The organism is uncultured Microbacterium sp. (assembly GCF_964244775.1).
GTDB lineage: Bacteria > Actinomycetota > Actinomycetes > Actinomycetales > Microbacteriaceae > Microbacterium.
In genome coordinates this window covers 34,722-60,439 of sequence record NZ_CAXTJR010000002.1, presented here as the reverse complement: position 1 = coordinate 60,439, position 25,718 = coordinate 34,722, and the positions used below count along the sequence as shown (strand labels likewise).

The following is a 25,718-nucleotide window of genomic DNA, read 5'->3' as shown; positions in this document are numbered from 1 at the left end:
CGAGGATCGAGGGTGCATTGCGACGGCCGAGGGTGCATTGCGACGACCGAGGGTGCACCCCGACGATCGAGGGTGCACTCCGGGAAGCGGTCAGAGGGGAAGGACCGGCTCAGGCAGGAAGCGGCGGCATCGGCGGGATGCCGGGGAGCGCCTGGGCGTCGCGATGCGCGAGGATCTGGTTGACCTCGACCTGATCGACCAGCGCTTCGTGCACGAGCTCGACGCTCGGGATGTTCGCGAGCACCATCGGCGCCTCGATCCCGTTCGAGAGCGTCAGCGTGCCGGCCCCCCACATCCGCTGCAGGATGCCGCGCCGCACGCCGATCGTGTACCCGCGCACATGCGACAACTCGCGACGGCGCTGACCGAACAGGCCCGAGCGCTCCATCACGCGTCGCGTCGTGACGGTGAAGGTGTGCCCCCACCACAGCAGGAACGGCAGCACGACCGCGAGAACGACGACCACGCCAGCGGCGGTCAGCAGCATCCAGTCTTCGAAAGGTGCGGGGAGGTTGCCGAGGAAGAATCCGACGGCGGCGGCCACCGCGATCAGCACGAGCGCCGACCACGCCAGCCGGCGCGCGTGCGTGCGGAACCGCGCGATGCGCAGCTCGGGCGTGGGCGCACCCGGCCCGGGCATGGCGGGACGCCCTCCGTAGGTCGTAGGCTGCGTCACCCCACCATTCTGCCGCGGGGCGCCGACACCATCGCCGCCCCACGCCGCCGTCCCACGCCGCCTTCCCGCGGGGAGAGGTCAGCGCGGCGGCTCAGCGCACGCCTCAGCGCACGTGCACCACGTCGCCGGCGGCCACCGCGGTCTCGACGTCGCCGGCGACGACCACGAGCCGGCCCTCCGGGTCGATCCGCTGGGCGCGACCCTCGAGTGTCGCGCCGCCGGGCAGGGCGACCCGCACGTCGGAGCCGATCGTCGTGCACAACGCCTCGATCTCGCCGAGGACTCCCGCCGCTGCCGCGTCTCCGTGCGCCGCGGCGAGCGCCGTCAGCTGCTCGTCGAGCGCGGTCAGGTACGCCGCCACCAGCGCGTCGTCGTCGACCTCGCGGCCGAGCGCGGCGAACGACGTGGCCGTGGCGACCGGCAGGTCCGCCGCCGACATGGTCGTGTTCACGCCCGACCCGATCACGACGACATCGGGATGCCCCGCCACGGCCTCGGCGAGAATCCCGCAGATCTTCGCCCCGTCGATCAGGACGTCGTTGGGCCACTTCAGACCCGCGGAGTGACCGGTGCCGCGCACCTGCGCAGCGACGGCGCGGGTCATCGACGCTCCGGCGATCAGCGGAATCCACCCGCGGCTGGCGATCGGGATGCCGCCCACCTGCACGGCCACCGACACGGCCAGGGCGGTGCCGGGAGGGGCCGTCCATGTGCGGTCCAGCCGCCCGCGGCCGTGCCGCTGGTCGGTGGTCAGTTCGAGCGAGAGGTGCGGCCATCCGTCCGGATCGGCGACGACGCCGGCCACGACATCGGCGTTGGTCGAGCCGGTCGTCTCGACGACCTGCACGCGGGGGCTGACGGCGGCGGAGCGGGGGTAGCCCGCGGAGGGGATCGGCATGCCCACACCCTACGCGGCGTCGCGCAGAGCATCGCGGCCTTGACATGGCCGGTGGCGGTGCGCCGTCTGCAGGACGCTTTGCGACGGATGGGACGGAAGTCCACTTGTACGGCTCTTGCTCGCCCGAGTTCCGGTGCAGATGGTGCGAACGACGTCGCTCGCGTCGACACACCCCGCGGGACAATCCACAGCGGATCCCGCAAGTGCTTGTACGCACCCTCCAACGCGCGCGCGAAGCCCGCCGCTAGGGTGGAACGCGTGACCGATCAGCCCGACCTCTTCACCACCGCCGGCAAGATCGCCGACCTTCGCGCGCGCTACACCGAGGCCGTGGTGGACGCCGAAGCGGTCGCCCACGGCAAGCAGGAGGCCAAGGGCAAGCTCACCGCCCGTCGGCGCATCGCGCTGCTGCTCGATCAGGGCAGCTTCGTCGAGTTCGACGAGTATGTCCGCCACCGGACCACCGCGTTCGGCATGGACCGCAGCAGGCCCTACGGCGACTCTGTCGTCACGGGCGTCGGCACGATCCAGGGCCGTACGGTCGCCGTGTACGCGCAAGACTTCACTACCTTCGGCGGCTCGCTCGGCGAGGTCGCCGGCGACAAGATCATCAAGATCATGCAGTACGCCATCCGCGGTGGCATGCCGATCATCGGGATGCTCGACTCCGGCGGTGCCCGCATCCAAGAGGGTGTCGTGGCCCTCGGCAAGTACGGCGAGATCTTCCGGCTGAACACCGCGGCATCCGGTGTCATCCCGCAGATCTCGATCATCATGGGCCCCGCCGCGGGGGGCGCGGTGTACTCACCCGCCCTCACCGACTTCGTGGTGATGGTCGACAAGACGAGCCAGATGTTCGTGACCGGCCCCGACGTCATCAAGACGGTCACCGGCGAGGACGTCGGCATGGAAGAGCTCGGCGGCGCGTACACGCACAACACCCGCTCGGGGGTCGCGCACTATCTCGCCGAAGACGAGGACGACGCGCTGGACTATGTCCGCACCCTGGTCGGGTTCCTCCCCGACAACAACATGGCCGAGCTGCCGGTGTACGAGTCGAACTTCGAGTTCGAGACGACCGACGCCGATCGCGCGTTGAACACGATCATCCCCGACTCGCCCAATCAGCCCTACGACATCCACTTCGTCATCCGCCACCTCGTCGACGGCGAGGAGTTCCTCGAGGTCCAGCCGCTGTTCGCGCCGAACATCGTGATCGGCTTCGGCCGCATCGAGGGGCGCTCGGTCGGCATCATCGCGAACCAGCCGTCGCAGATGGCAGGCACCCTCAACATCGAGGCCGGTGAGAAGGCCAGCCGCTTCGTGCGGTTCTGCGACGCGTTCTCGATCCCGATCGTCACCCTCGTGGATGTGCCCGGCTACCTGCCCGGCACCGACCAGGAGTGGACCGGCGTCATCCGCCGCGGCGCGAAGCTGCTGTACGCCTACGCCGAGGCGACGGTTCCCCTCGTCACGGTGATCCTCCGCAAAGCCTACGGCGGCGCGTACATCGTGATGGGATCCAAGCAGCTCGGCGCCGACGTCAACCTCGCGTGGCCGACCGCTGAGATCGCGGTGATGGGCGGCCAGGGCGCGGTCAACATCCTCTACCGGGGCGAGATCAAGCGCGCCGAAGAGGCCGGCGAGGATGTCGCGGCAGTACGCACGCGCCTGGCCAACGAGTACACCTACAACGTCGCATCCCCCTTCCTGGCCGCCGAGCGCGGCGAACTGGACGGCATCATCGAACCCGCGCAGACCCGCGTCGCTATCGCGAAGGCGCTGCGCTCGCTGCGCGGCAAGCGGGCGAGCATGCCGCCGAAGAAGCACGGCAACATCCCGCTATGACCGTCACGACGATGGGGATGGATGCTGCGCCCGCCGCCGACGAGACTCCGAGCGCCGACGAACTGTCGATCGGCGTGCGCCGCGGCGACCCCACGCCCGAGGAGCTGGCCGCGCTGACAGCCGTCGTGTCGGACGCCTACGCCCGCGAGGCGGCTGCCGCGGTCGCCGACGATTCGCGTGGCATGTCGGCGTGGGGCGTGTCGCAGCGCGCGCTGCGCGCTCCGCTGCGTCGCGAGCTGGGCTGGAGCCGCTCCGCCTGCTGACGCGGTCAGGCGTTGGGGTCTCGATACGGCGCTGGCGCGCCTACTCGACCTCCGCAGGGCCGCGGTAATCGAGTAGCGAGCTCGCCGCATCCCTGCGGTGATCGAGTGGCGAGCTTGCCGCAGGGCCGCGGTGATCGAGTAGCGAGCTTGCGAGCGTATCGAGATCCCCCCGAAGGCCGCGAAAACCTTGCGGAGCTCGGATTCGGTGTCCCCCAAAGTACCTACAGACGCGGATCGGACGGTGTTCGATACTGGATGAGCTGGAACGCTTCTTGCGTTCGGTCAGCCTGCTCGACTGCAGGGTTGTCGAGCCAGGTTCGGCCACGCGGACGGTTTTCGGGTAATCGTCCGCCGGGCGAGGGGCGGGCGGCTTCGCCGCCCCTCGCCTCCTTCGTTCACGCTTCCCCGCCCCGGTTTTTCCCTCCCCCGCCGGGGCGGGGAAGAGTGGCTTGGGTCGGAGCTCAGCGGTCGTCGTCGACCGCATGCGGGATCTCGGCCCACAGGTCGACCGCATCCTCTTCCGACAGCCCCGAGCCCGCCCCGGAGCGCCCCACCACCGTCACGGCGATCCGCTCGTGCGGAGACGTGCGGATGTACAGCCGGTCGGAGCTCGCCGTGCGCAGCGTGTCGGCCAGGCGCGAGCGGATCAGGGCGAGCGACTTCTCGTCGAGACCTTCGAGTCCCCCCTCGTCGAGCACGGTGACGGCCGTGCCGCGACGCCGGACGGCATCGAGCTGAGCCCGCACGTCGTCGTCGAGGAGCCGCGGTCCGCGCAGTTCGTCGCGCAGGCGCCCCTCGGCGATGCGCGCCTCGATGCGATCGGCTTCGTCGAGCTCACCGCCTGATGCGACGGTGCGCGTCAGCACGGGGCCCGCGACGACGAGCGCACGCTGCACCTGCAGCCGGCGTTCCCGCTGCCGCACGGTCTGCGACGCCTGCCAGGCCGACGCCGCGCGCTGCAGGGTCGCCAGGTGCGCGGTGTCGAGGGCGGCGCGGTCCAGCAGCACGATCATGACCTGGGTGCCCGCCACCCACACGATCGACCCCACCAAACCGAGCGCGAGTGCGGGGATGGCGCCCATCCAGATCATGCTCTCCACGCCCATGATCACGATGCCTGCCCAGGCAACCCACGGGCGCCGGCGCACCATGACGATCACCATGAGCACCCCGATGCCGCCGATCGCCCACGTCGCGTAGGGGGCGGTGCGGGCATTCGGTCCGACGGCGAGCGCGATCGTCGTCGGGGCGAGCAGCGCGGCAGCCAGCGCCATCACGCACGCCCATGCGGGCAGGCGCTCCGGCGAGGGGATCCCGTCCCCAGGCCCGGCGTCGGCCTCGGTTGGGCGGCGGTACCAGAAGAGACACAGCCACGCGGTGAGCAGGTACAGTCCCAGCGTCGCCATCATGACCAACGGGTACTGCACCGGGCCCGTCCAGTACAGACCCCGGCCGGCCAGGTACGCGGTGAACGCGAAACCGAGCGCGGTGAGGACCTGGCGGACGCTGATCACGTGATCGGATGCTTCCACTCGAGCGTCACCGTCGTGCCGTGCGCGTTCGTGACGATCTCGGATGTGCCGCCGACAGCGGCCACCCGGGCAATGATCGACGCCCGGATGCCGAGCCTGTCGTCGGGCACCTGGTCGAGGTCGAAGCCTCCGCCGGTGTCCTTCACGTCGATGCGCACCCCGCCGGGTGCATGCGTGCTCGCGACGTCGACGTGCAGGCCGACGCCGTCGACGTGCTCGATCGAATTCGCGATCGCCTGCATGGCGGCGAGCACGAGCGCCCTCGCCACCCGGCCGGGCACGACCGGCGTGGCCGGGTCGATCGATCGGGTGACCGGGCCCTCCACACCCAGGTCGGCGGCACCGCGGGCGACCGCGTCGGCAAGAGCTGCAGCATCCCGTGGCTCGTCGCTGCCCTCCCCCGCTTCCTGCTCGGTGTTGGCCAGACGCGTCAGCGCTTCCTGCGCCATACCGACGGCGAGCTGACGCTCGCGGGGCGAGGTCGCCCGCGCGGCCGCGATGAGGGCGGCGAGCACACTGTCGTGCATGAGCGCTGCGACCGCGACGCGCTCCTGCTCGGCGGCGTCTGCCGCGGCCGCGCCCGCATAGGAGGAGACGGCGCGGGCACGGGTCTCGTCGACGTTGGTCGCGACGCCCCGGAACACCCACCCCACGCCCAGCAGCACCCCACCGAGGATCAGTGCGAACGACACGTCGAGTCCGACCGCGATCCAGTACTCCACGCCGAAGCTGCCCTGAATGAGCCGCACGAGACCGAACAGGAGCGGAACCATCACCGCCCAGAGGATCTGCAGCGACAAGCGGAAGGCGAGCACGGCCGAGACGGTCGCCACCGTGACGAGGTACCAGATCCACGGTTCGACGACCGGATCGGACGGCATTCCCGCAGTGGCGAACGGCCACAGGAGGAGCGCGACGACATAGATGACAGCGAACGCGCCCGCGAAGATCGCGACGCCGCGCCCGACGAAACACGCGATCAGCATCGCCAGCAGCGGCACGAACGTCATGACCATCAGCGGGATGTGCCAGCCGGGCAGCTCATCGCCGGGGCCGAGCGCGGCAAGGAAAGCCTGCGCACCGAGTGCCATGCACCCCGCCGCCACCACCGGCGCAATGATCCGCTCGATCCGTCGGCGAGTGAACGAGCCGAGACCGGCAGTGGTGTCGCGCGACTGGGGGATGTGCCCCCAGGCGTCGGCGAGGACCGCGCGGTCGCTGTCAGCCGCCACCGGCATCCCCCGCGCTCCGGCCCACGATGCCGTCTTCCATGGCGCGCCGCAGCAGATCGACCTTCGTCGGGGCAGGGCGGCCCACCTCGACGTACTTGACCCGCACGCGGGTGATGTTCTCCTTCGCGGTGGAGTACGCCACACCGAGGCGCTCTGCGACCATCTTCAGGGGCAGCCCCGCGGCGTACAGGCGCAGGACTTCGCGCTCGCGCACCGAGAGCTGCGCGTCCGCGAAGGCGCGATCGCCTTCGACGGCGCTGGCCCACTCGACGTTGTTGAGCGGCTCGCCGCGCGCGACCGTGCCGATGGCGCTGATCACCTCGTCGATGGGCGAGGACTTGCTGATCACGCCGGCGGCGCCGGCGACCAGGGCCTCGCGTACTCCGGCGGGGCGATCGGCGACGGAGTGGATCAGCACGCTCGACCCGTCGACCACGAGGCGGCGCACGTTCTCGGTGATCGTGGTGCCGTCTCCGAGGGTCAGATCGAGGACCACGACATCCGCAGGACTCGACTTGCTCGATCTCCGCCAGCCGAGGTAGTCCACGACGTTCGCGCCCGAGAAGATCACCGTCTTGTGCGCGCGGGCGCACGCGGCCCCGAGTCCGAGGCGAACGGACTCGTGATCGTCTATCAGCGCCACCCGAGTCGTCATGGGCTCAGCCTATCCGCGGGTCAGGACCGCGACCGCCTCGAGGTGATGCGAGTGTGCAAACAGGTCGACCGCGTCCACCCGAGGCGTCTCGTAGCCGGCCGAGCGGAATGTCGCGAGGTCTCGGGCCAGGGCGACCGGATCGCACGCGACGTAGACGACGGCCGCAGGGCCGAGCGCGGCGATACCCTCGACGACCTCGCGGCCGGCTCCGGCACGGGGCGGGTCGAGGACGACGACCCCGCGGGCCAGGCGCGCACGCTCCGCGGCAGATGCGGTCGCCGCCAGGCGTGCGACGAACCGGTCGACGCGATCGGTCTCGGCCCGCGCGCCGACCCACTCCGCGAGATTCTCGCCGGCGTGGAGCGTTGCCCGCGGGTCGGACTCCACCGAGGTCACCCTGGTCGTCGCGCCACCGACATCGCCGATCGCCGCGGCGAACAGGCCGACGCCTCCGTAGAGGTCGAGGTGCGCAGCATCCGGATCCACGAGCGCACCGTCCTGCAGTGCCCCCGTGACCAGCCGGGTCAGCGAGTGGGCGGCGAAGCGGTGCACCTGCCAGAAGCCGCCGGCGTCGACCCGGAAGTCGCGATCGCCGACCCGCTCGAGCACCACCTCATGCGCTTCGGGCGGGACGGGCGCGATCGGATGCTGCGGCCTGCGCCCGCCGCGTGCTCGGGCGGCGCGCGGCGGATCCGGGCGCGGGATGACCCGCACTCGGCCGTCGGCCGGCTGCACGAGGTCGATGCGCCCCGGCGCTCCCGTCGTGAGCCCCAGGCCGACCCATTCGACCCCGGCGGTGGCCAGCGGCAGGTCATCGACCGGTATGACGCGATGGCTGCGGGCGGCGTAGGGACCCACCCTGCTCTCGCGGTCGACGTGGAGGCTGATCCTGGTGCGCCAGGCCGCGCCGTCCGGCTCTTCGGCCGGCCCGCCCGCGGGAACGAGGGGCGGACGCATCGAGGTGGGCACGTCCAGCCCGCCGATGCGGGCGAGCGAGTCGCGGAGCACCTGCTCCTTGAGGTCGCGCTGATGCTCCAGCGCGATGTGGCCGAACTCCGCGCCGCCGGGGCGATCCTCCGGAGCCACGTCGATGTCAGCGGCACGCCAGACGTGCGGACGGCGGTGGGGCGAGGCATCCACGACCTCCAGCGCCTCGGCGCGCCAGAACGACTGCTTGCCCGTATCGGTCAACCGCACGCGCACGTTCTCGCCGGGGATCACGTCGGCGACGAAGACGACCCGCCCGGGGCTGTCGGTGGCGGCGCCGTGCCGCGCCACGAAGACCCCGCCGTGCGCGACGCCGGTGATCTCGAGGTCGATGATGTCGCCGGGGTTCACGCTTCGAGCATCGCACACCCCCGTCGGCGCCCGGAGGGCGGGCTAGCGTTGACCCATGCGCGTCTGCCTCGCCTCGACCTCGCCCGCTCGGCTCATGCTGCTGCGCCAGGCCGGGATCGAGCCGGAGACGCGCGCGCCCGACGTCGACGAAGAGGCGGTCATCGCCGAGATCGAGGCGGCACAGGGGCCGCTCGCGCCGGCCGATCACGTGCTGCTGCTCGCCCGGCGGAAAGCGGCCGATGTCGCGGCGACCGTTGGGACCCGGCATCCGCGATTCGACGGCATCGTGATCGGCGGAGACTCGATGTTCGAGTTCGACGGCGAGGTGCTCGGCAAGCCCTACACCGCGGCGGCGGCGACCGCCCGCTGGCGGGCGATGCGCGGTCGCACGGGCGTGCTGCACTCCGGACACAGCGTCGTGCGCCTCTCTCCCGGCGCACCGCCGGTCGAGGCGCACGCGGTGGCCGAGGCATCCGTCTCGTTCAGCAGCGACGTGACGGATGCTGAGATCGCCGCGTACGTCGCCACCGGCGAGCCGCTGCACGTGGCGGGTGCGTTCACGATCGACAGCCTGGGCGGCGCGTTCATACAGCGCATCGAGGGCGAGCCGTCGACCGTCGTGGGCATGTCGCTCTCGACCGTCCGGCGCCTCGCGGGCGAAGTGGGCGTCGCGTGGACCGACCTCTGGAACCGGGTCTGACGGGCACTGAGTCGTAGACTCAACCACACCTTTCGCGGGCTTTCTTGTGGGAAGCAGTCAAAAGGCGCCGCCTTCACCTGGATAGGCTGGCCTCCATGCCCTCGATTGCCAAGGTCCTCATCGCGAACCGTGGCGAGATCGCCGTCCGGATCATCCGTGCCGCACGCGACTCGGGCAAGGCTTCGGTCGCGGTGTACGCCGACCAGGATCGTGACGCCCTGCACGCCAGGCTCGCCGACGAGTCGTACGCCCTCGGCGGCGCCACGAGCGCCGAGACCTACCTCTCGATCGAGAAGATCCTGTCGATCGCCCGGCGCTCCGGCGCCGACGCCGTGCATCCCGGATACGGCTTCCTCGCCGAGAACGCCGACTTCGCCCGCGCGGTCATCGGCGCGGGCCTGGTCTGGATCGGCCCGTCGCCCGACGCGATCGAAGCGCTCGGCGACAAGGTCACGGCCCGGCATGTCGCCGAGAAGGTCGGCGCACCGCTGGCCCCCGGTACTCCCGGGCCCGTCGACGGCGCCGACGAGGTCGTCGCGTTCGCCCGCGAGTTCGGCCTGCCCATCGCGATCAAGGCCGCGTACGGCGGCGGCGGCCGGGGCCTGAAGGTCGCCCGCGAGCTGGACGAGATCGCCGAGCTGTTCGAGTCGGCCACCCGCGAGGCCATCAGCGCCTTCGGCCGCGGCGAGTGCTTCGTCGAGAAGTACCTCGACAAGCCACGGCACGTAGAGACGCAGTGCCTCGCGGATGCTGCGGGCAACGTCGTCGTGATCTCGACGCGAGACTGCTCGCTGCAGCGCCGGCACCAGAAGCTCGTCGAGGAAGCGCCGGCGCCGTTCCTCACCGAAGAGCAGAACCGCACGCTGTACGAGTCGTCCAAGGCCATCCTCCGCGAAGTCGGCTACGTCGGAGCGGGAACGTGCGAGTTCCTGGTCGGCGCCGACGGCACGATCTCCTTCCTCGAGGTGAACACGCGCCTGCAGGTCGAGCATCCGGTCTCTGAAGAGGTGACCGGAATCGATCTCGTGCGCGAGCAGTTCCGGATCGCCGAGGGCGGCACGCTCGACTACGGCGACCCCGTGCCGGTCGGCCACTCGATCGAGTTCCGGATCAACGGAGAAGACCCGGGCCGCGGGTTCCTGCCGCAGCCCGGGCCGATCCACGTCTTCAAGACGTTCGGAGGCCCCGGCATCCGCCTCGATTCGGGGGTGACCGCGGGCGACAGCGTGAGCGGCGCGTTCGACTCGCTGCTGGCGAAGATCATCGTCTCGGGCCGAGATCGCGCCGAGGCGCTCGAGCGGGCCCGACGCGCGCTCGACGAGTTCGAAGTGGCGGGGCTGCCGACCGTGCTGCCATTTCACCGCAAGCTGGTGCGCGACCCGGCCTTCACCGCCGAGGACGGCCGGTTCGGCGTGTACACGCGCTGGATCGAGACCGAGTTCGTCAACGACATCCCGCCGTGGGACGGCGAGCTCGAAGCGCCGCAGGCCGCCGAGGCGCGGCACACTGTGGTCGTCGAGGTCGGCGGGAAGCGGCTGGAAGTCAGCCTCCCCGACCGCATCGTGGGATCGACCTCCACCAGTGGCCGACCGGCCGCGGTGCCGCCGTCACGCCGCTCGCACGCACCCAGCGTGAGCGCCGGAGCCTCGGGCGACGCGGTGAAGGCGCCGATGCAGGCCACGATCGTCAAGCTCGCGGTCGAGGACGGGCAGTCGGTCGTGAAGGGCGACCTGGTGGTCGTGCTCGAGGCGATGAAGATGGAACAGCCGATCCAGGCCCACAAGGACGGCGTGATCGGCGCGATCAACGCCGCGCCCGGCACGACGGTGTCGGCCGGGCACCAGCTGCTGACGATCTCTTAGGTCTGGCGGGCCGGCGTCGCTGGTCGTGTCAGCCAGCTGGCGGACATGAGCGCGCCGGAGGACCAACTCCCGGACACGGGGTTCGCATGAGCGCGGGCGTGCGACGGGCACCGGCATCCCGTGTCTACCAGCTGGCGGACATGGGGTCGCCGGAGGACCAACTCCCGGACACGCGACTCGCGTGAGCGCGGGCACCCGGCGGGCCCGGCATCCCGTGTCAGCCAGCTGGCGGACATGGGGTCGCCGGCGGACCAACTCCCGGACACGGGGTTCGCATGAGCGCGGGCGCCCGGCGGCCCCGGCATCCCGTGTCTACCAGCTGGCGGACATGAGCGCGGCGGACGACCAACTCCCGGACACGGGGTTCGCATGAGCGCGGGCACCCGCCGGGCCCGGCATCCCGTGTCTACCAGCTGGCGGACATGAGCGCGCCGGACGACCAACTCCCGGACGCGGGCGCCTGAGCGCGGGCACCCGACGGCCACCGACCTCCCGAGACGACCAACTCCCGGACACGCCGGCTGCGGTCAGGCCCCGCCGTAGACCGTGTGGTCGACGACGTGCATCGCGCGCGCGGCATCCGTGATGCTGCTCGACAGCGACGGGTACACCGCGAACACACGCGAGACCTGGTCGACCGTCAGGCGGCGTTCGACGGCGATCGCGATCGGATAGATCAGTTCGGATGCTCGGGGCCCGACGATCACGCCGCCGATCACGGTACCGCTGCCCTCGCGGGCGATGAGCTTGACGAACCCGTCCTTGATGCCCATCATCTTCGCGCGCGGATTGGCCGCGAGAGGCAGCTTGTGGACGACGCCGTTGATGAGCCCGTCGGTGATGTCCTTCTCCTGCCAGCCGACGGTGGCGATCTCGGGCGCGGTGAAGATGTTCGAGGTGATGCGGCGTCGCTCGAGCGGGATGACGACGTCGCCCAGCGCGTGGAAGACCGCGGTCCGCCCCTGCATCGATGCCACCGACGCCAGTGGCACGAATGTCGTGCAGTCGCCCGCGGCGTAGATGTTCGGGACGGACGTCCGCGCGACCTTGTTGACCTGGATGTGGCCGGAGGCGGTCATTTGCACGCCCGCCTCTTCCAATCCCATGCCCGTGGTGTTCGGGATCGACCCCACGGCGAGCAGGCAGTGGCTGCCTTCGACCGTGCGGCCGTCCGCGAGGGTCACGACCACGCCGTCGCCGTCGCGCTCGACCTTGTCGGCGCGCGACTTCGACAGCACGTTCATCCCGCCGCGCTTGAACACCCGCTCGAGGACGGCCGCAGCATCCGTGTCTTCACCGGGAAGCACCTGGTCGCGACTGGAGATCAGCGTGACCTTGGCGCCGAGGTTCATGTAGGCGGACGCGAACTCGGCCCCCGTGACTCCCGACCCGACCACGATGAGGTGCTCGGGGAGCGTCGTCATGTCGTACAGCTGGGTCCAGGTGAGGATGCGCACGCCATCGGGCTTGGCGCTCGGCAGCACGCGTGGCGAGGCGCCGACCGAGATCAGCAGCGTGTCGGCCTCGACGCGGTCGAAGTCGGTCCCGCCTGAACCCGTCGAGACGACCACGGCGTTGTCGCTGTCGAGTCGCCCATGGCCGGAGATGATGCGGACCCCCGCCTCGACGAGCGAGGCGCGCATGTCGTCGGACTGCTGGCGGGCGAGCGAGAGGAGCCGCTTGTTGACCGCGGCGAGGTTGATCGCGATCTCGGGCTTGAGCGGCTTGCCCTCGCCGCCGCGGGCGAACAGCTGGACTCCGAGGTCGCCGGCCTGCGAGATGGCGACGGCGGCGTCGGCGGTCGCGATCAGCGTCTTGGAGGGTACGACGTCGGTGATCACGGCCGAGCCGCCGATGCCCGCCCGCTCCACGACCGTGACCTCGGCACCGAGTTGAGCCGCGGCCAGCGCCGCTTCGTACCCGCCGGGTCCGCCGCCGATGATCGCGACGCTCTGCGTGTTCTCGAAGCTCAACGACATGCGACCATTCTGCCCGGTGCGGCCGCCTCCTCATGACCTGCGGCCGGCTCCCCATGACCCGCGCCGGGGATCGTGCCCGAACCGGCGACCCGCCGCTGCTGGCCCTGACGGCCGGGCGTTCCTAAGGTAGGGGCATGTCAGACACGAATCCTCTCGACGATCCCGCCGCCGATCCGTTCGCGATCGCGGCGGACGCTGCCGCCGACATCGCACGCCTGACCGGCGTCGAGCGGCACGACATCGCCCTCACGCTCGGGAGCGGCTGGGGACGCGCGGCCGAGCTGGTCGGCGAGACCACGGCCACGATCGCGGCGACCGATGTGACAGGATTCAGCGCGCCGGCGCTCGAGGGGCACGTGGGCACGCTCCGGAGCGTCCTCACGCCGCGCGGCAAGCGGGTGCTCGTGATCGGCGCCCGCACCCACTTCTACGAGGGTCACGGACCCCGCCGCGTCGTGCACAGCGTGCGGACGGCCGCGGCCACCGGGGCCCGCACGATGGTGCTCACCAACGGCGCGGGCGGGATCAAGTCGCACTGGAAGCCCGGGACGCCCGTGCTGATCAGCGACCACATCAACCTCACCGGCGCGTCGCCACTCGAGGGCGCGACCTTCATCGACCTCACCGACCTGTACACCCTGCGATTGCGCGACCTCGCGCGCACGATCGACCCGAGCCTCGACGAGGGCGTGTACTGCCAGTTCCGCGGGCCCCAGTACGAGACGCCCGCCGAAGTGCAGATGGCCAAGACGATCGGCGGCCACATCGTCGGCATGTCGACGGCGCTCGAGGCCATCGCCGCCCGGCAGGCGGGCATGGACGTCCTGGGCTTCTCGCTGATCACCAACATGGCCGCCGGAATCCAGACCACTCCGCTCAGCCACCAAGAGGTGATCGAGGCGGGACGCGAGGCCGAGCCGGTCATCTCCGACCTGCTGGCGCGCGTGATCGGGGCACTGTGAGCAAGGCGGAGCGCAAGGCCGCCAAGCTCGCCCGCGCCGCCGAGCGCGCGGGCGTCGGGCCTGAGACGCCGGTGCTGACCGATTCCTTCGACGATGGTCGAGAGGATGCTGTCGCCCAGCCGGAAGCCGCATCCGAGGTCGCCGAGACACCGGTAGAGCTCGAAGAGGTGCCGGTAGAGCTCGAAGAGGTGCCGGTAGAGCTCGAGGAGCCGCCGGTAGAGCTCGAAGCTGAGCCCGAGCCCGAGCCGGAGCCCGAGCCCGAGCCCGAGCCCGAGCCCGAACCCGAGGAGCCGCCCACCGCGGAAGCCGAGCGAGAGTCCGAGCCCGAGGAGCCGCCGGCCCCGGAAGCCGCGCCCGACTCCGCCCCCGACCTCCTCACGACCGCGCGCGCGTGGCTGGCGCAAGACCCCGACGGCGAGACCCGCGCCGAACTGCGCGCCCTCATCGACGGTTCCGAGCGGGGCGATGCCGAGGCATCCGATGCTCTCGCCGACCGTTTCGCCGCGCGACTCGCGTTCGGCACCGCGGGGCTCCGCGGCGAGCTCGGCGCGGGCAGCAACCGCATGAACCGGGTGCTCGTCGCGCAGGCCGCGGCGGGCCTCGCCGCATACCTGCGCGAGAGGGCGGGGGATGCCGCGGCCCCGACCGTGATCGTCGGCTACGACGGGCGGCGCAATTCGCGTGTGTTCGCTATCGACTCCGCCGAGCTGTTCGCCGGCGCGGGGCTTCGGACCATCGTGCTGCCGCGACTGCTGCCGACCCCGGTGCTCGCCTACGCCGTCCGCGCGCTGGGCGCCGACGCCGGCGTGATGGTGACCGCGAGCCACAACCCCCCGAACGACAACGGCTACAAGGTCTACCTCGGCGGCGCTGACGAAGGCTCGCAGATCGTCGCACCCGCCGACGCCGCGATCGCCGCGCACATCGACCGCGTCGCCGCGGGCGGCGACATCGCCGTGCTCCCCCGCTCGGTCGCCTACCAGACCGCGCCCGAGACGCTGGTGGCCGACTACGTCGCAGCGACGGTCGAGGTCGCTCCGGCACCGGGCGGCGCAGCCGACCTCAACTGGGTCTACACCGCCATGCACGGGGTGGGCTGGGAGACCCTGTCGCGAATCGTGGATGCTGCGGGCTACCCCGCCCCCCACCTCGTCGCCGCGCAGATCGAGCCCGACGGCGTATTCCCGACCGTCGCCTTCCCGAACCCCGAAGAGCCGGGGGCGATGGACCTCGCGTTCGAGCTCGCCCGCTCGGTGGGCGCCGAACTGGTCATCGCGAACGACCCGGATGCCGATCGGCTGGCGGTCGCGATCCCCGATGCCGGAGTGGACGGGGGCTGGCGGCGCCTGACCGGCAACCAGATCGGCCTTCTGCTGGGCTGGCAGGCGGCACGTCACGCGAGCGAACTCGGCGCGACCGGCGACGCGTCCCTGGCGTGCTCGCTGGTGTCGTCTCCGGGGCTGCAGGCGGTCGCCGATCACTACGGGCTGGCGTTCCACACGACCCTCACCGGCTTCAAGTGGATCTCGCGCGCGCCGGGGATCGTCTACGGCTTCGAAGAGGCCCTCGGCTACCTCGTCAACCCCGGCACGGTGCGCGACAAGGACGGCATCTCGGCGGCGGTCGCGATGCTCGGCCTCGTGTCAGAGGCGCGGGGGCGCGGCGCGGGCATCCCCGAGCTCCTCGAAGAGTTCGGGGCGACGTTCGGCTTCTTCGACAGCGACCAGGTGTCGCTGCGGGTCGACGATGTGTCCGTGATCGCGCGGATCATGGCGGCGCTGCGGGCGCAGCATCCCGAACGCATCGCCGATGTGGAGGTCGTGAGCGTCGACGACCTGATCGAGGGCGCCGACGGCTTCCCGCCCGCAGACGTGCTGCGCTTCAGGCTCGCCGACGGGTCGCGAGTGATCGTGCGGCCCAGCGGCACCGAACCGAAGCTCAAGGTGTACCTCGACGTCCGTGGGGAGTCGGCGGGCGAGGCCGCGGCCCGGATCTCGGCGCTCTCCGCGGGCGCGCGCGAGCTGCTGGACGCGAGTAGCGCGGCGGCGCCGGACACGTCGAACGATGAATCGGGTTCGTGATGCGGCGAACGGCCCGCCGGGGCTACTCGGGCCCCAGGCATCCTTCCAGATGCCCGCCGCCCACCTCGTAGGCTCGGCGTATGGACCTCACCGCCCCGGTCACCCTCGAGAATGCGTTCGTTCGGCTCGAGCCGCTGACCACCGTGCACGCCGGTGACCTCGCCGTCGCCGCGGTGGGGCTCGAGCACGCCTGGTACACATCAGTGCCGACCCCCGACGCGATCGACGCCGACATCGCCCAGCGCCTGACATGGCGCGACGAGGGATCGATGAACCCGTGGGCGATCCGCCGGCTCGACACCGGCCGCGTCGTGGGCATGACGACGTTCTGCAACATCGACCAGCGCAACCGGCACGTCGAGATCGGGCACACCTGGATCGGGGTGCAAGCGCAGGGCACGGCAGTCAACCCGGCGGCCAAGGTGCTGCTCCTGGCCCACGCGTTCGAGGCGTGCGACGCGATCGCGGTGGAGCTGCGCACGCACTGGCACAACCGCCAGTCGCGGGCCGCGATCGAACGCCTCGGCGCGAAGCGCGACGGGGTGCTGCGCAACCACCGGCTGGGCCCGGACGGCACGCTCCGCGACACGGTGGTGTACTCGATCCTCCCCCACGAGTGGCCCGCGGTGCGGCGCGGCCTCGAGGAGCGCCTCAGCCGTCGGTGAGCGGATGCCGCAGCATCCGTCACTCGCAGGAGAGAGCCCGCATTCGGCCGGCACCCTCACGCGTCCCACCCATGTCCGCAAGCTGGCGGACATGCGTGCGCCGGACGACACACTCCCGGACACGCGGCCAGGACTGGACAGCGCCTCAGCCGTCGATGACGGCGACGAGCTCGTCGAGGAACCCGGCGAAGTCGGTGCCGCGGCGGACGATCCGCTGCACGCTGTCTCGCTCGGAGAAGACCTCGACGAACTGCTCGAACACGGTCTGGAACGCCTCGCGGTCGGTCTCGGAGAACGCCACCATCGCGATGACCTGCACGCGCGCCTCGCCCCACGGGATCGACGGATCGGCCAGGCCGATCGCGATCGCGGTGCGCGTCGCCGTCATCCCCAGCGCGTGCGGCACGGCGAGCGCATCGGTGAACGCGGTCGACGACAGCGCCTCGCGCTGGATGGTCCGCTCGACATAGTCCTGATCGATCACGCCGCCGTCCACGAGCAGGCCGCCCAGGCGCCGGATCACCGCGTCTTCGCCGTGCTCGGCATCCAGTCCGCGCACGAACGCCCGGGGGTCGAAGTACCGCTCGAGCTCGGTGCGCAGGCGCGCCAGGCGCCTGCCGCGCCGGATGCGACCCGCCGCGGCCTGCACGCGTTCGATGTCGGTGTCGGTGAGGAACGGCTGGATGCGCACGATCCGGTCGCTCGCGGCGGGCGGGTCGATCGTCGAGAGCACCAGGTCGGTGTCGATCGCCTCCCACTCGGGGTCGACGCGCGTCTCGACGCCGACGACCTCGATCGCCTGACCGAGCGAGCGGTCGACGCTCGAGCGCAGCAGTTCGTGCAGCTCGTAGTAGCCGGGGCAGACGATCGTCGCGGTGAGCAGCTGGTCGGCGCGCCTGCTGCGTTCGAGCCGGCCGCCGACGTGCATCGCGATGTAGGCGATCTCATCGTCCAGGAGCGGGATGCCCAGGCGCTCCTGCAGCCCGCTCGCGATGAACACCGCGACCTCGAAGATCATCGGGTAGGTCGATTTGAGCGACCGGGTCAGCGGATTGCGCGACCAGGCCTGCTCGCGCGAGCGGTGCAGCAGATTCTGCACGTGCAGGGCGAGGCGGAGGACGAAATCCTCGTGGGCGATGTCGACGAGGAACTCGGACGCGGCGAGCGTCACCACATCGCGGACCGCGTTCGCGACGTCGGGCTCGAGCCGTGCACGCGCATCCTCCGACGGAGCGGATGCTCCGGGGGCGACAACCCTCGTGAGCACGAGCGTGGCGAGGTGCTGGCGATCGCCGGCGCCCAGCTGCACGTCGAGGTGGCGGAGGGCCAGACGGTCGATGATCTCGCCGATCTCGCGCTGCGACGCCGTCTCGTCCAGCGTCGGTACGTCCAGCCCGCGCCCGCGCTGCACGCGATCGGCGGCGATCGCGATGTGCATGACGACGTCGCCGATGCCGAACTCGTTGACGAAGTAGCCGAGCGCGCCGAGCTCGGCGACCATGTCGGTCTTGAACGGTCCGAAGGCGCGCGCGCCGACCGATCCGACCCCGAGCGTGCGGCGGAGCGCGTCGAGGTCGAACGACCCGGCGTCCATCTCGTCGTGCGCGAGCCTGCTCAACAGCCGCCGCTGCGCCATCTCGGTGCCGCGCAGGCGTGCCCGTGCGGCCGAGCGTTCCAGCGTGAGCTCGGTACCCCCGAGCAGTCCACGCACGCGCGCGAGATCGGCGTCGACGGTCGCGGGGCTCACATGCAGGCGCTCGGCCGTCTCGAACACGTCGATGCCGTCGGGGGTGTCCAGGAGCGACCGCACCACGGTGTGCAGGCGATCGCGCGGGGTTCCGGCATCCCCTCCGGATCCCACGCGCAGCGCGGCCGACGCGTCCACCCCGGCGCGATAGCCGAGCGGTCCTGACTCGATCGCGGCGCCCGAAGCGACGCGCGCGTTGACGGCGGTGACGTACGAGCGGATGCTGCGCGGAGTGACCCCGAGGGCATCGGCGAGCGTCGCGGCGGTGATCCATTCGGTGGCCCGTTCGCCCTCGCGCGAGAGGATCCCGAGCAGGCGATCCTGTCGCGCTCTGGTCACGTCGTCCTCCGTGGTCCGCGCCGTCCTCGAGCGCCGCCCCCAGTCAACCACGCCCCACCGCCCGTGCGGCCGGGGCAGGAGAGTGCATTCCGCAGGGGCGGAAACAACACTGGTTGTCGGCTCTCAGCGTTTTCACAAGAATGGACCCATGGAGGCGGATCGATGAGGATCCTCGTGGTCTGCGGTGCGGGAGCATCGAGCACATTCGTGGCGCAGCGCGTGCGTCATGCCGCTCAGGACCGCGGCCTGCCGTACTCGGCCTTCGCCGGCACCGAGCTCTCGCTGCCGATAGATCTGGACGGCGCAGACGTCGTGCTGGTGGGTCCGCATCTATCCCATGCTCTCGAGCGCATCCGCAGGGATGCACTCGCACGCGGAACGACGGTGGTGCTGCTGCCGGCCGACATCTTCACGGATCTCGACGGCACGCGGACGCTCCAGCTCGTAAGCGACGCGATCGGAAGCCCCGACCCGCTCGCCACCTGACCCACGAACATCCCAGGCACCGCGTCGAACACGACGCTCACACACACGAGGAAGAGGAATCGACATGGCTCAGCTCACCCGCACGGTGCGCATCGGCTCGTCGCACGGCCTGCATGCGCGGCCGGCCAAGCTGTTCGCGCAGGCCGCGAAAGACTCCGGCGTGCCCGTGACGATCACCAAGGACGCGGGCAAGCCCGTGAACGCGGCCAGCATCCTGGGCGTCATCGCGCTCGGGGTCGAGCAGGGCGACTACGTCACTCTCACCGCAGACGGCGACGGCGCCGAAAGGCTCCTTGACACCTTGAGCGAACTGCTCACGACCGATCACGACGCGGAGTAAAGACATGGCAGAACTCAGAGGGGTCGGAATCGGCCTCGGCGTCGCCCAGGGCCCGATCGCCCGGATGGCCGAGCCGCTGCCGGCGCCGAGCGATGCCCCGAGCACCGCATCGGCGGCGGAGGAGTCGGCACGGGTGCGCGACGCCGTCGCCGCGGTCGCTCGCGAGCTCGAGGCGCGCGGAGCGCAGGCCGGCGGCGCCGCGCAGGACGTGCTCGAGGCCCAGGCGATGATGGCCGAAGACCCGAGCCTCGAAGCCGAGATCGACGCCAGGATCGGCGCGGGCAAGACCGCCGAGTTCGCCGTCTTCGACGCGTTCGCCGCGTTCCGCGACACCCTGTCGGCGATGGGCGGCTACCTCGGAGAGCGCGCGGCCGACCTTGACGATGTGGCCCAGCGCGTGATCGCACGTCTGCGAGGCGTGCCGGCTCCGGGCGTGCCCGACCCCGGGCATCCGTTCATCCTCGTCGCCAAAGACCTCGCGCCCGCCGACACCGCCCTGCTGGATCTCGACAAGGTGCTGGGCCTGGTGACCACCGAGGGCGGGCCCACCTCGCACACCGCGATCCTCGCCCGCGAGAAGTCGATTGTCGCCGTCGTGGGGGTCGCCTCCGCGAAGGACCTCGTCGACGGCGAGACGGTGATCGTGGATGCTGCGGCCGGCGTCGTCACGACATCGCCGACGCCCGAAGAGCTCGAGCGGGCGCAGAACCGCGCCGAAGCCCGCGCCTCGGCTGCATCCGCACCGATCACGCCCGGCGCTCTGGCTGACGGCACCCCGATCCCGCTGCTCGCGAACCTCGGCAACCCCGCGGGCGCCGCCGAGGCGGTGGCCCTCGGTGCAGAAGGCGTGGGCCTCTTCCGCACCGAATTCCTCTTCCTGAGCTCGGGGAGCGCACCGACCATCGACCAGCAGAAGGAGTCGTACACCGCGCTCCTGTCGGCGTTCCCCGGCAAGAAGGTCGTGGTGCGGGTGCTCGACGCCGGTGCCGACAAGCCGCTGCCGTTCCTCAACGATGCGCACGAGGAGAACCCCGCACTGGGTCTTCGCGGCATCCGCGCGCTCCGCGCGAGCGAAGACATCCTGCGCGAGCAGCTGACGGCGCTGGCCGAAGCGGATGCGGCGACCCGCGCAACTGCGGAAGGCCCGGCCGACCTGTGGGTCATGGCACCGATGGTGGCCACCGTCGAGGAGACGACCTACTTCACCGCGCTCGCGCGGGACTACGGCATCCGCACCGCGGGCGTCATGGTGGAGGTGCCTTCTTCGGCCCTGCTCGCCGACCGGGTGCTCGCCCACGCCGACTTCGCCTCGATCGGCACGAACGACCTCACCCAGTACACGATGGCGGCCGACCGCCTGCTCGGGTCGGTCGCGTCGTTCCAGGATCCGTGGCACCCCGCGGTGCTCCGCCTCATCCGCGAGGTCGGCGACGCCGGGCGCCTGCACGGCAAGCCGGTCGGTATCTGCGGCGAGGCCGCGGCCGATCCGCTCCTGGCCGTCGTGCTGGTCGGCCTCGGCGCCACCAGCCTGTCGATGGCACCCACGGCGCTGGCCGACGTGCGCGCCAGCCTCCTGCAACACTCCCTCGACGACGCCCGTAACGTCGCCGAGGCCGCCCTGGCCGCAGATGACGCGGCCTCCGCCCGAGATGCGGCCCGTCAGGCCGCTACCACCGCCACCACCATCACCCAGAAGGAGACCGTCTCATGACAATGACGTCGACGCCCGCACCGGGCGCAAGCAAGGTACGGGTCGGAGTCCAGCGCTTCGGCACGTTCCTGTCCGGCATGATCATGCCGAACATCCCCGCGCTCATCGCGTGGGGAATCTTCACCGCGTTCTTCATCAAGGCCGGCTTCACGCCCAACGCCGACCTGTCGACGATCGTCGGGCCGTTCATCCACTATCTGCTGCCGATCATCATCGCCTACACCGGTGGCAACATCGTCTACGGCATCCGCGGTGGCGTCGTCGCCTCGATCGCCACGATGGGCGCGATCGCGGGTTCGGACCTGCTCATCGCGAACATCAACGCGACCCAGCCCGCCGACAACCAGCTCGGGCAGGTCCACATGTTCATCGGCGCGATGATCATGGCGCCGATCGCGGCCTACACGATGAAGTGGCTCGACAGTCTGTGGGACGGCAAGATCAGGTCGGGCTTCGAGATGCTCGTGAACATGTTCTCCGCCGGCATCTGGGGCTTCGTGATGGCGGTCGTGGGCTTCTACCCGATCGCATGGCTCGTCAACGGGCTCATGCAGGTTCTCAGCAACGCCGTCAACTGGCTGGTCGCGGCGAACCTCCTGCCTTTGACGAGCATCGTGATCGAGCCGGCGAAGGTGCTGTTCCTGAACAACGCGATCAACCACGGCGTCTTGACACCGCTCGGGATCCAGCAGTCCGCCGAAAGCGGATCCTCGATCCTGTTCCTGCTCGAGGCGAACCCCGGTCCGGGCCTCGGCCTGCTGCTCGCGTTCGCGTTCTTCGGCATCGGCGCCGCGCGCGCCTCTGCTCCTGGCGCGGCGCTGATCCAGTTCGTCGGCGGCATCCACGAGGTCTACTTCCCGTACGCCCTCATGAAGCCCGTCCTGATCCTGGCTCTCATCGGCGGTGGCATGACCGGCGTCACCACGAACATGCTCCTCGGCGGCGCCCTGCGTGCGCCCGCGGCCCCGGGCTCGATCCTCGCGGTCCTCGCCCAGACGGCGAGTGGTTCGTACTTCGCCGTCATCCTGTCGGTGATCCTCTCGGCGGGGGTGACGTTCATCCTCGCGGCGCTGTTGCTGCGCGCATCCCGCAAGCGCGACCTCGCGGCGATGGCGGTGACCGACGACGCCTTCGGCGCGGCGATCACGCAGACCGAGGCGGCGAAGGGCAAGTCCTCCGACGCGCTCGGCAGCCTGCGCGGCGCGGCAGCTACCTCGGCGGGAGGCGGCATCGAGCCTGCCGTCCTGACCGAGCGGGAGATCAACCACATCGTGTTCGCGTGCGACGCGGGCATGGGGTCGTCGGCGATGGGCGCGAGCGTTCTGCGCAACAAGATCAAGAAGGCCGGCATCGAAGGGGTCACGGTCGTCAACCAGGCGATCGCCGCCCTGGACGGCACGGCCGACCTGGTCATCACGCAGAACCAGCTGACCGACCGCGCACGCGCAAAATCGCCCAACTCGGTGCACGTCTCGGTCGACAACTTCATGAACTCGCCGAAGTACGAAGAGGTCGTGGAACTCGTGCGCGAGCAGCACAAGGATGGTGCGTAGGCCCTGAGACCGCTGTGGGGACGGGTGGCGCGACGCCCCCGTCTCCACAGCCTCTGCCTGCACCACCCCTGAGTCTTCCGCGGCCGCGGGGGCCGCGGCATCCCCCTACGAAAGGCGAATGAAATGGCACGTGACGTCCTGAGCATCGGCCAGGTCCGCATCCACTCCGGCGGCGCGACGCGCGAGGAGGCGATGAAGGAGGCCGCCGACATCCTCGAGGCGGTGGGTGCCGTGACCAGTGCCTACTACGACGCGATGCAGCAGCGCGAAGTGACCGTGTCGACCTACATGGGCAACGAGCTGGCCATCCCCCACGGCACGAACGAGACGAAATCGACGATCCTCGAATCGGCGCTGTCGGTCGTGCGCTACGACGGCGGTGTCGACTGGGGCGGAGAACCGGTCACGTTCGTGGTGGGCATCGCGGGCAAGGGCGACGAGCACCTCGAGATCCTCTCGCAGATCGCGGTCCTCTTCTCCGATGACGACGAGGTGGCCAAGCTGAAGGCGGCCGGTACCGCCGACGAGCTGTACGCCCTCGTCTCGGCCTCGGGCGTCTGATGAAGGCGGTCCACTTCGGGGCGGGCAACATCGGTCGCGGATTCGTCGGGCTCCTGCTGCACGAAGGCGGCTATGAGCTGGTGTTCTCGGATGTCGCGGCCCCCCTGGTCGATGCCATCAACGCGGTCGACGAATACACCGTGCACGCCGTCGGCGAGGGGGGTGGAGACACGATGGTCACCGGGTTCCGTGCGATCAACAGCGCGACGCACCCCGACGAGGTGATCGACGAGATCGCGGGCGCGAACGTCGTCACCACCGCCGTAGGCCCCACGATCCTCAAGTTCGTCGCCCCGCACATCGTCGCAGGGCTCGCCCTGCGCGATCCGTCGTCGCCGCCGCTGCAGATCATGGCGTGCGAGAACGCGATCAATGCCACGGACGTGCTGCGCGACGCGGTGCGGGAACTCGCCGGCGAGGCGTGGGATGCCCTCGCGGCACGTGCCGTGTTCGCCAACACCGCCGTCGATCGCATCGTTCCGGGCCAGCCCGAGGGCGGCGGCGTGGATGTCACCGTCGAGCCGTTCTACGAGTGGGCGATCGAGCGTCCCCCGTTCGGCGACGAGCCGCCGCACATCCCCGGCGCGCACTTCGTCGACGACCTCACACCCTACATCGAGCGAAAGCTCTTCACGGTCAACACCGGTCACGCGACCGCCGCCTATTTCGGCGCGCAAGCCGGCGTGGAGAAGATCTCCGACGTGCTGGCAGACGCGGCGATCGCCGCCCAGGTCGAGGCCGCCTTGGAAGAGACCTCGGCGCTGCTGGTGGCCAAGCACGAGCTCGACCCCGTCGTGCAGGCCGACTATCGACGGAAGATCCTGGCGCGGTTCCGCAACCCCGAGCTGCCCGACACCGTGTGGCGCGTCGGCCGGCAGCCCTTGCGCAAGCTCTCGCGCCACGAGCGCTTCGTCGGCCCTGCCGCCGAAGCAGCCGAACGGAGCCTCGCCACCTCGGCACTCGTGTCTGCGGTGGGTGCCGCGCTGGCCTTCGATGACGACGCGGACGCGCAGTCGGTCGACATGCAGCGGATGCTGCGCGAACAGGATGCAGCGACGTTCACCGCGACCGTGACGGGCCTCGAGCCCGAGCATCCGCTCTTCGCACAGGTCGAATCGGTCGTGCGCGACAGGCAGGCCGAACTACAGTCGTGAGGTGACCACTCCCCCGCCTGCCGATGGCGGCGCGCCTGTGCCGCCTGTCGACGATCCGGGGCCGGATCACGGGGACGGGTCGGCGGCGTCCGTGCCGGCGCCGGCGCCGCGACGGCGCCGGCGCGGCTGGAGGATCCTGTGGTGGACGCTCGGCGCTATCGCGGCCGTGCTCATCGCAGCCGTCGTCGGCGTGCTCGTGTGGAGCCAGCTCGGCGTGATGGCCGCAGAGCCCGACCCTCTCGCCGCCGTGCAGGCCGATCCGGCGATCACGATCACGGATCACCCTGAGGGCATCGTGCTTTCTCCGACCGTGGGCGAATCGACGGTCGGACTGGTCTACATCCCCGGCGCCAAGGTCGATCCGTGGGCCTACTCCTCGAAGCTGTCCGGCATCGTCGCCGAAGACAACGTGACGGTCTTCATCACCAAGCCGTGGTTGAACCTGGCCTTCTTCGACCTCCGGCCGCTGTCGACCTTCACCGCGCTCGCGCCCGGGATCGACACCTGGATGGTGGGCGGGCACTCGCTGGGTGGAGTGAAGGCCTGCCAGCTCGCCCCCGACGCCGATGCGCTCGTGCTCTTCGCCAGTTACTGCGCGAACGACCTGTCGCACTCCGCCGTGCCGGTGCTCAGCATCGCCGGCACCGACGACGGCCTGTCGACTCCCGACAAGATCGCGGACGCCCGCCACCTGCTTCCGGCCGATGCCCAGCTCGTCGAGATTCCCGGTGCCGGTCACGCGTCGTTCGGCGACTACGGCCCGCAGCCCGGCGACGGAGACCCGACAATCTCCGACGCTGACATGACGGCGCGGCTCACCGAGCTCGTCGGCGGGTTCGCCGCGTCCGTCAGCCCGTAGCGCCGGACGCCCACCGCCCATCTGCCCGGCGGCCGCAGCATCCCCCGTTCATGTCAGCCAGCTGGCGGACATGCCCGTCCCCCACCACCATCTCGCGGACACGGGGCACCCTCGCGGCCCCCGCGGCGACAGCATCCCCGTTCATGTCTGCCAGCTGGCGGACATGGGCGTCCCCCACCACCATCTCGCGGACACGGGGCACCCTCGCGGCCCCCGCGGCGGCAGCATCCCCCGTTCATGTCAGCCAGCTGGCGGACATGCCCGTCCCCCACCACCA

The 25,718-nt window shown here is 70.8% G+C and carries 22 protein-coding genes; 14 read left to right on the top strand and 8 right to left on the bottom strand.

The features are described from left to right. Positions 1–109: 109 nt before the first annotated feature. Together ACFE6Z_RS05535 and ACFE6Z_RS05530 are read right to left on the bottom strand one after the other, a co-directional pair. A complete protein-coding gene (locus tag ACFE6Z_RS05535; protein WP_375384715.1) occupies positions 110–676 on the bottom strand; it encodes a PH domain-containing protein in 567 nt (188 codons plus the stop codon). A 103-nt stretch (positions 677–779) separates the two neighbouring features. Then, complete coding sequence (locus ACFE6Z_RS05530; RefSeq protein WP_375384714.1) at positions 780–1,574, bottom strand: biotin--[acetyl-CoA-carboxylase] ligase; 795 nt, start codon at positions 1,572–1,574, stop codon at positions 780–782. A gap of 258 nt (positions 1,575–1,832) precedes the next feature. Between ACFE6Z_RS05530 and ACFE6Z_RS05525 the strand changes: the two genes are divergently transcribed. Together ACFE6Z_RS05525 and ACFE6Z_RS05520 are read left to right on the top strand one after the other, a co-directional pair. After that, complete coding sequence (locus tag ACFE6Z_RS05525) at positions 1,833–3,422, top strand: acyl-CoA carboxylase subunit beta (protein ID WP_375384713.1); 1,590 nt, start codon at positions 1,833–1,835, stop codon at positions 3,420–3,422. Beyond that, positions 3,419–3,685, top strand: coding sequence for an acyl-CoA carboxylase subunit epsilon (locus ACFE6Z_RS05520; RefSeq protein WP_375384712.1), 267 nt, complete (start codon positions 3,419–3,421; stop codon positions 3,683–3,685). Before ACFE6Z_RS05525 ends, ACFE6Z_RS05520 begins: the two co-directional genes overlap by 4 nt. A 461-nt stretch (positions 3,686–4,146) precedes the next feature. Here ACFE6Z_RS05520 and ACFE6Z_RS05515 read toward each other — a convergent pair whose 3' ends face one another. The 4 genes from ACFE6Z_RS05515 to ACFE6Z_RS05500 are packed head-to-tail and all read right to left on the bottom strand — an operon-like array spanning position 4,147 to position 8,442. Then, on the bottom strand, positions 4,147–5,199 hold the full coding sequence (locus tag ACFE6Z_RS05515) for a hypothetical protein (protein WP_375384711.1): 1,053 nt from the start codon (positions 5,197–5,199) through the stop codon (positions 4,147–4,149). Then, on the bottom strand, positions 5,196–6,449 hold the full coding sequence (locus ACFE6Z_RS05510; RefSeq protein ID WP_375384710.1) for an ATP-binding protein: 1,254 nt from the start codon (positions 6,447–6,449) through the stop codon (positions 5,196–5,198). The genes ACFE6Z_RS05515 and ACFE6Z_RS05510 overlap by 4 nt, the downstream gene beginning before the upstream one ends. Beyond that, positions 6,439–7,104, bottom strand: a complete 666-nt coding sequence (locus ACFE6Z_RS05505; RefSeq protein WP_375384709.1) for a response regulator — start codon at positions 7,102–7,104, stop codon at positions 6,439–6,441. The genes ACFE6Z_RS05510 and ACFE6Z_RS05505 overlap by 11 nt, the downstream gene beginning before the upstream one ends. 9 nt (positions 7,105–7,113) lie before the next feature. Then, positions 7,114–8,442: a class I SAM-dependent RNA methyltransferase gene (locus ACFE6Z_RS05500; protein ID WP_375384708.1), complete on the bottom strand. Its 1,329-nt coding sequence runs from the start codon at positions 8,440–8,442 to the stop codon at positions 7,114–7,116. Between the two features lie 55 nt (positions 8,443–8,497). On the opposite strand from ACFE6Z_RS05500, the gene ACFE6Z_RS05495 reads away from it, so the two are divergent. After that, positions 8,498–9,142 (top strand): Maf family protein, encoded by a 645-nt coding sequence (locus ACFE6Z_RS05495; RefSeq protein WP_375384707.1) that lies wholly within the window; start codon positions 8,498–8,500, stop codon positions 9,140–9,142. Between the two features lie 95 nt (positions 9,143–9,237). Then, a complete protein-coding gene (locus ACFE6Z_RS05490; RefSeq protein WP_375384706.1) occupies positions 9,238–11,004 on the top strand; it encodes an acetyl/propionyl/methylcrotonyl-CoA carboxylase subunit alpha in 1,767 nt (588 codons plus the stop codon). Positions 11,005–11,531: 527 nt separating this feature from the next. On the opposite strand, the gene ACFE6Z_RS05485 is transcribed toward ACFE6Z_RS05490, so the two are convergent. Next, complete coding sequence (locus tag ACFE6Z_RS05485) at positions 11,532–12,983, bottom strand: NAD(P)H-quinone dehydrogenase (RefSeq protein ID WP_375384705.1); 1,452 nt, start codon at positions 12,981–12,983, stop codon at positions 11,532–11,534. A gap of 134 nt (positions 12,984–13,117) precedes the next feature. On the opposite strand from ACFE6Z_RS05485, the gene ACFE6Z_RS05480 reads away from it, so the two are divergent. The 3 genes from ACFE6Z_RS05480 to ACFE6Z_RS05470 all read left to right on the top strand — a co-directional run bounded on the left by ACFE6Z_RS05480 (position 13,118) and on the right by ACFE6Z_RS05470 (position 16,691). Then, the gene (locus ACFE6Z_RS05480) at positions 13,118–13,945 is read left to right on the top strand and encodes a purine-nucleoside phosphorylase (RefSeq protein WP_375384704.1); all 828 of its coding nucleotides are present in this window, start codon (positions 13,118–13,120) and stop codon (positions 13,943–13,945) included. 395 nt (positions 13,946–14,340) lie between these two features. After that, the gene (locus ACFE6Z_RS05475; RefSeq protein WP_375384991.1) at positions 14,341–16,026 is read left to right on the top strand and encodes a phospho-sugar mutase; all 1,686 of its coding nucleotides are present in this window, start codon (positions 14,341–14,343) and stop codon (positions 16,024–16,026) included. An 80-nt stretch (positions 16,027–16,106) separates the two neighbouring features. After that, complete coding sequence (locus ACFE6Z_RS05470) at positions 16,107–16,691, top strand: GNAT family N-acetyltransferase (RefSeq protein WP_375384703.1); 585 nt, start codon at positions 16,107–16,109, stop codon at positions 16,689–16,691. Between the two features lie 145 nt (positions 16,692–16,836). Here ACFE6Z_RS05470 and ACFE6Z_RS05465 read toward each other — a convergent pair whose 3' ends face one another. Next, positions 16,837–18,777 (bottom strand): BglG family transcription antiterminator, encoded by a 1,941-nt coding sequence (locus ACFE6Z_RS05465; RefSeq protein WP_375384702.1) that lies wholly within the window; start codon positions 18,775–18,777, stop codon positions 16,837–16,839. A 162-nt stretch (positions 18,778–18,939) separates the two neighbouring features. On the opposite strand from ACFE6Z_RS05465, the gene ACFE6Z_RS05460 reads away from it, so the two are divergent. The 7 genes from ACFE6Z_RS05460 to ACFE6Z_RS05430 all read left to right on the top strand — a co-directional run bounded on the left by ACFE6Z_RS05460 (position 18,940) and on the right by ACFE6Z_RS05430 (position 25,441). Further along, positions 18,940–19,263 carry a PTS sugar transporter subunit IIB gene (locus ACFE6Z_RS05460; RefSeq protein ID WP_375384701.1) on the top strand — a complete coding sequence of 108 codons (324 nt, stop codon included), beginning with the start codon at positions 18,940–18,942 and terminating at the stop codon, positions 19,261–19,263. 64 nt (positions 19,264–19,327) lie between these two features. Then, the gene (locus tag ACFE6Z_RS05455) at positions 19,328–19,603 is read left to right on the top strand and encodes an HPr family phosphocarrier protein (RefSeq protein ID WP_375384700.1); all 276 of its coding nucleotides are present in this window, start codon (positions 19,328–19,330) and stop codon (positions 19,601–19,603) included. 4 nt (positions 19,604–19,607) lie between these two features. Beyond that, a complete protein-coding gene (gene ptsP / locus ACFE6Z_RS05450; RefSeq protein ID WP_375384699.1) occupies positions 19,608–21,314 on the top strand; it encodes a phosphoenolpyruvate--protein phosphotransferase in 1,707 nt (568 codons plus the stop codon). Continuing rightward, a complete protein-coding gene (locus ACFE6Z_RS05445) occupies positions 21,311–22,867 on the top strand; it encodes a PTS mannitol transporter subunit IICB (RefSeq protein WP_375384698.1) in 1,557 nt (518 codons plus the stop codon). Before ptsP ends, ACFE6Z_RS05445 begins: the two co-directional genes overlap by 4 nt. Positions 22,868–22,990: 123 nt before the next feature. After that, positions 22,991–23,428, top strand: coding sequence for a PTS sugar transporter subunit IIA (locus ACFE6Z_RS05440; RefSeq protein ID WP_375384697.1), 438 nt, complete (start codon positions 22,991–22,993; stop codon positions 23,426–23,428). Further along, entirely contained in the window at positions 23,428–24,582 is a 1,155-nt protein-coding gene (locus tag ACFE6Z_RS05435) for a mannitol-1-phosphate 5-dehydrogenase (RefSeq protein WP_375384696.1), read from the top strand. Before ACFE6Z_RS05440 ends, ACFE6Z_RS05435 begins: the two co-directional genes overlap by 1 nt. Before the next feature lies 1 nt (position 24,583). Then, positions 24,584–25,441, top strand: coding sequence for an alpha/beta hydrolase (locus tag ACFE6Z_RS05430; RefSeq protein ID WP_375384695.1), 858 nt, complete (start codon positions 24,584–24,586; stop codon positions 25,439–25,441). The last annotated feature ends 277 nt before the right edge of the window (positions 25,442–25,718 follow it).

Coding starts and splice junctions, on each gene's coding strand:
- ACFE6Z_RS05530 (WP_375384714.1), bottom strand. CDS start 1,574: ATGCCGATCCCCTCCGCGGGCTACCCCCGCTCCGCCGCCGTCAGCCCC.
- ACFE6Z_RS05520 (WP_375384712.1), top strand. CDS start 3,419: ATGACCGTCACGACGATGGGGATGGATGCTGCGCCCGCCGCCGACGAG.
- ACFE6Z_RS05505 (WP_375384709.1), bottom strand. CDS start 7,104: ATGACGACTCGGGTGGCGCTGATAGACGATCACGAGTCCGTTCGCCTC.
- ACFE6Z_RS05495 (WP_375384707.1), top strand. CDS start 8,498: ATGCGCGTCTGCCTCGCCTCGACCTCGCCCGCTCGGCTCATGCTGCTG.
- ACFE6Z_RS05490 (WP_375384706.1), top strand. CDS start 9,238: ATGCCCTCGATTGCCAAGGTCCTCATCGCGAACCGTGGCGAGATCGCC.
- ACFE6Z_RS05485 (WP_375384705.1), bottom strand. CDS start 12,983: ATGTCGTTGAGCTTCGAGAACACGCAGAGCGTCGCGATCATCGGCGGC.
- ACFE6Z_RS05480 (WP_375384704.1), top strand. CDS start 13,118: ATGTCAGACACGAATCCTCTCGACGATCCCGCCGCCGATCCGTTCGCG.
- ACFE6Z_RS05470 (WP_375384703.1), top strand. CDS start 16,107: ATGGACCTCACCGCCCCGGTCACCCTCGAGAATGCGTTCGTTCGGCTC.
- ACFE6Z_RS05460 (WP_375384701.1), top strand. CDS start 18,940: ATGAGGATCCTCGTGGTCTGCGGTGCGGGAGCATCGAGCACATTCGTG.
- ACFE6Z_RS05455 (WP_375384700.1), top strand. CDS start 19,328: ATGGCTCAGCTCACCCGCACGGTGCGCATCGGCTCGTCGCACGGCCTG.
- ptsP (WP_375384699.1), top strand. CDS start 19,608: ATGGCAGAACTCAGAGGGGTCGGAATCGGCCTCGGCGTCGCCCAGGGC.
- ACFE6Z_RS05445 (WP_375384698.1), top strand. CDS start 21,311: ATGACAATGACGTCGACGCCCGCACCGGGCGCAAGCAAGGTACGGGTC.
- ACFE6Z_RS05440 (WP_375384697.1), top strand. CDS start 22,991: ATGGCACGTGACGTCCTGAGCATCGGCCAGGTCCGCATCCACTCCGGC.
- ACFE6Z_RS05435 (WP_375384696.1), top strand. CDS start 23,428: ATGAAGGCGGTCCACTTCGGGGCGGGCAACATCGGTCGCGGATTCGTC.